At 73.2% G+C, this 3,625-nt stretch carries 4 protein-coding genes and 1 riboswitch; all 4 genes read left to right on the top strand.

The genetic code is table 11. The features are described from left to right. The first annotated feature begins 17 nt into the window (after positions 1–17). Complete coding sequence (purN, locus tag ACXJKL_RS17075; RefSeq protein ID WP_457208216.1) at positions 18–623, top strand: phosphoribosylglycinamide formyltransferase; 606 nt, start codon at positions 18–20, stop codon at positions 621–623. Between the two features lie 21 nt (positions 624–644). Then, positions 645–723, top strand: a riboswitch (ZMP/ZTP riboswitch). 27 nt (positions 724–750) lie between these two features. After that, positions 751–2,358, top strand: coding sequence for a bifunctional phosphoribosylaminoimidazolecarboxamide formyltransferase/IMP cyclohydrolase (purH, locus tag ACXJKL_RS17070; RefSeq protein WP_457208215.1), 1,608 nt, complete (start codon positions 751–753; stop codon positions 2,356–2,358). A gap of 30 nt (positions 2,359–2,388) precedes the next feature. After that, positions 2,389–3,237, top strand: coding sequence for a bifunctional methylenetetrahydrofolate dehydrogenase/methenyltetrahydrofolate cyclohydrolase (locus ACXJKL_RS17065; protein ID WP_457208214.1), 849 nt, complete (start codon positions 2,389–2,391; stop codon positions 3,235–3,237). Position 3,238: 1 nt separating this feature from the next. After that, positions 3,239–3,625: DUF3017 domain-containing protein (locus ACXJKL_RS17060; RefSeq protein ID WP_457208213.1), on the top strand; the 387-nt coding region annotated here is incomplete at its 3' end.

Genomic DNA, 3,625 nt, shown 5'->3' with positions numbered 1-3,625 from the left:
GCTCTAGACTCCGCCGGGTGACCGCCCGCCTCGTCGTCCTCGTCTCCGGCTCCGGCACCAACCTCCAGGCGCTTCTCGACGCGTGCGCCGACCCGGCGTACGGCGCGAAGGTCGTGGCCGTCGGTGCCGACCGGGAGGACATCGAGGGGCTGGACCGCGCCGACCGCGCCGGCGTCCCGACCTTCGTGCGGAAGGTCGGCCACTTCTCCTCGCGCGACCACTGGGACCGGGCGCTCGCCGACACCGTCGCGGCCTTCGAGCCCGACGTCGTGGTGCTGGCCGGCTTCATGAAGCTGGTCGGCACGGAGTTCCTCGCCCGCTTCCCCGGCCGGGTCGTCAACACCCATCCGGCGCTGTGCCCCGCGTTCCCCGGGACCAGCGGGCCTGCGGACGCGCTGGACTACGGCGTCAAGGTCACCGGCGCCACCCTCTTCGTCGTCGACGACGGGGTCGACACCGGCCCGATCATCGCGCAGACCGTCGTGCCGGTCCTCGACGAGGACACGACCGCGACCCTCCACGAGCGGATCAAGGTCGCCGAGCGGACCATGCTGGTGGACACCGTCGGGCGGATGGCGCGCGACGGTTGGCACCTCGACGGCCGCCGGGTGCGACTCGGCTGACGCCGCCGGGTTCCTCTACTCTGGGGTCCACACGACTGGCGCAGGTGGGCGACCACCGGGGAGTGAACCGCGCAGAGCATCGACCGCCTGGGTGCTCGCCTCCACCGCTCGACCTCAGGAGTCTCCCGTGTCCGATYCCGTGACCCGCCCCACCACAGTCCTGGACCAGGTCCCGGTGCGCCGCGCCCTGGTGTCGGTGTACGACAAGACCGGCCTCGAGGCGCTGGTGCGGGGGCTCCACGACGCCGGTGTCGAGCTCGTCTCCACGGGCGGCTCGGCCGCCCTGATCGCCGGGCTCGGCCTGCCCGTCACCCGCGTCGAGGACCTCACCGGCTTCCCCGAGTGCCTCGACGGCCGCGTCAAGACGCTGCACCCGCGCGTCCACGCCGGCATCCTGGCCGACCGCCGTCTCGAGTCCCACGTCCGCCAGCTCGCGGAGCTGGAGGTCGAGCCCTTCGACCTCGTCGTCTCCAACCTCTACCCCTTCACCGAGACCGTCGCGTCGGGGGCCTCGCCGGACGAGTGCGTCGAGCAGATCGACATCGGCGGGCCCTCGATGGTCCGCGCTGCCGCCAAGAACCACCCCAGCGTCGCCATCGTCACCTCGCCCGAGCGGTACGACGACGTCCTGCGGGCCGTCGGCGCCGGCGGCTTCACCCTCGCCGAGCGGAAGGGGCTGGCCGCCGAGGCCTTCGTCCACACCGCGACGTACGACGTCCACGTGGCCAGCTGGATGGGCAACGTGCTCACGGACAGCTCCGCCGGGTCCGGCTTCCCGGCGTGGATGGGCGCCACGTGGGACCAGCAGGCGGTGCTCCGCTACGGGGAGAACCCGCACCAGTCGGCCGCGCTCTACGCCAACGGCTTCCTCCCCGAAGGCCCCGGGCTCGCCCAGGCGACCCAGCACCATGGCAAGGAGATGTCCTACAACAACTACGTCGACGCCGACGCGGCCCGTCGGGCGGCGTACGACTTCGACCGGCCCGCCGTGGCGATCATCAAGCACGCCAACCCGTGCGGGATCGCCGTGGGCGCCGACGTGGCCGAGGCCCACCGCCGCGCGCACGACTGCGACCCGGTGTCGGCCTTCGGCGGCGTGATCGCGACCAACGTCCCCGTGTCGGTGGCGATGGCCGAGCAGGTGGCCGGGATCTTCACCGAGGTCGTCGTGGCGCCCGGCTACGAGGACGGGGCGATCGAGGTGCTCAGCGCCAAGAAGAACATCCGGCTCCTCGAGGCGGCCCCGCTGGCGCGCGGCGGCAGCGACCTCCGGGCGATCTCGGGTGGCCTGCTGCTGCAGCAGCGCGACGTGCTCGACGCCGACGTCGACGGTGGCGGGGACGACCCGGCCTCGTGGACCCTCGCGACGGGGGAGGCGGCCTCCGCCGACCTCCTTGCCGACCTCGCCTTCGCCTGGCGGGCCTGCCGCTCCGTCAAGTCCAACGCCATCCTGCTCGCCCGCGGCGGCGCCTCGGTCGGCGTCGGCATGGGCCAGGTCAACCGGGTCGACTCCTGCCGCCTCGCGGTCGAGCGGGCCGGGGACCGGGCCGCGGGCTCGGTGGCGGCCTCCGACGCCTTCTTCCCCTTCGCCGACGGCGCCCAGGTGCTCATCGACGCCGGGGTCACGGCGATCGTCCAGCCCGGCGGGTCGGTCCGCGACGAGGAGGTCATCGAGGCGGCCGCGAAGGCCGGCGTGACGATGTACCTCACCGGCGCCCGGCACTTCTTCCACTGACCTCCCGTCAGCGACTGATTGGATGACCACGTGACTGCACAGACGCTCGACGGCAGGGCGACCCTCGCCACCATCATGACCGAGCTGGCCGAGCGGGTGAGGGCCCTCGAGGAGCGCGGTGCCACCCCCGGCCTGGCCACCGTGATGGTCGGCGACGACCCGGGCAACCAGTGGTACGTCGGGGCCAAGCACAAGGACTGCGCCAAGATCGGCATCGCGTCCTTCCGCCACGACCTGCCCGCCTCGGCGACGCAGGCGGAGGTGGAGGAGCTGATCGACCGGCTGAACGCGGACCCGGCCGTCACCGGCTTCATCGTCCAGCAGCCGACCGGCCTCGACGAGTTCCGGCTGCTGTCGCGGGTCGACCCCCGCAAGGACGTCGACGGACTCCACCCGGAGAACCTCGGCCGGCTCGTGCTCGGCGAGGACGGCCCGCTGCCGTGCACCCCCGTCGGCTGCCTCGAGCTGCTGCGCCGTCACGGCGTCGAGATCGCCGGTGCCGAGGTCGTGGTGGTCGGTCGCGGCCTCACCGTCGGGCGGCCGCTGGGCCTGCTGCTCACCCGCCGCTCGGAGAACGCCACCGCCACCCYGTGCCACACCGGCACCCGCGACCTGGCCGCCCACGTGCGCAACGCGGACATCGTGGTCGCAGCCGCGGGTGTCCCCGGCATCATCACCGCCGACATGGTCAAGCCGGGTGCCGCGGTGCTCGACGTGGGTGTCTCCCGGGTCGACGGCGCGATCGCCGGAGACGTGGCCGACGACGTGTGGGAGACCGCCGGGTGGGTCTCGCCCAACCCGGGCGGCGTGGGCCCGATGACCCGGGCGATGCTGCTCAGCAACATCGTCTCCATGGCCGAGAAGTCCCTCGAGGCCTGAGATGAGCGACGACGCCGACGACCCGCGCGAGCCGCGCTTCGCCCCGCCGGAGAGCGTGCCGCCGGTGTCGGCCGAGGAGCTCGTCGACGGCGTGCAGCCGGAGCCGGGGCTCGAGGAGGAGGAGCGGCGCTACCCCTCGACCATCGGGGGCGCGTTCTACCTCGTCGTCCTCACCGTCTGCGTCGTCGCCGTGGGCGTCGTCGTGACGGGGGAGTGGCGCACCGGGATCCGCGTCTTCGGCGGGGCGCTGCTCTTCGGCGGCCTGGTGCGGCTCCTTCTGTCCAACCGCGACGCCGGGATGCTCGCCGTACGCTTCAAGGCGCTCGACGTGCTGATGCTCGCGGCCCTCGGCTCGGCGCTGATCTTCCTCGCCGGCTCGATCCCCGAC

This window comes from Nocardioides sp. P5_C9_2 (assembly GCF_054049555.1).
This window is presented reverse-complemented; position numbering and strand designations above follow the sequence as displayed.